Genomic DNA, 427 nt, shown 5'->3' on the forward strand with positions numbered 1-427 from the left:
AAAATAGATAAAGCGATAAGAAGGAGAATGATAATTCTGTTCATATTAAGCCTAAAATAGGGGCCCAAGCCCCTTAATATAATATTATTTGTGGCCGTTTAATTGCCTGTAGTTGCAGTAGTCAAGTTGGCTGTAACCGCATTCAACGCACCTGTAATTGCATTTTTAAGCGCATCTGTTTGAAATGCAGCAAGTACTAAAGCTGACATTACAACAGCGATAATTGCATATTCCACCGCAGTAACACCGCGAATATCATCTTCGAACTTCATTTTTAGTTCAGCTAGTTTTGCTAAAGTTTGGTAGTACATAGTAATCCTCTAAAAAGTATATCGACCATTGGTCTTATTGAAATTGCGAAATGAAAGTTACCGGATTTAGAAATATACATCCAATTAATAGTTATTATGATCGCATAACAGAATCT

The 427-nt window shown here is 35.1% G+C and carries 1 protein-coding gene; it reads right to left on the reverse strand.

Annotated elements, in window-relative coordinates; translation table 11 throughout:
• Nucleotides 1-98: 98 nt before the first annotated feature.
• Nucleotides 99-311, reverse strand: a complete 213-nt coding sequence (locus BCT81_RS20905; protein ID WP_004737212.1) for a Flp family type IVb pilin — start codon at nucleotides 309-311, stop codon at nucleotides 99-101.
• Nucleotides 312-427 lie beyond the last annotated feature (116 nt).

Origin of the sequence: Vibrio sp. 10N.261.52.A1, from assembly GCF_002876325.1 — a bacterium.
Classification (GTDB): domain Bacteria; phylum Pseudomonadota; class Gammaproteobacteria; order Enterobacterales; family Vibrionaceae; genus Vibrio; species Vibrio chagasii.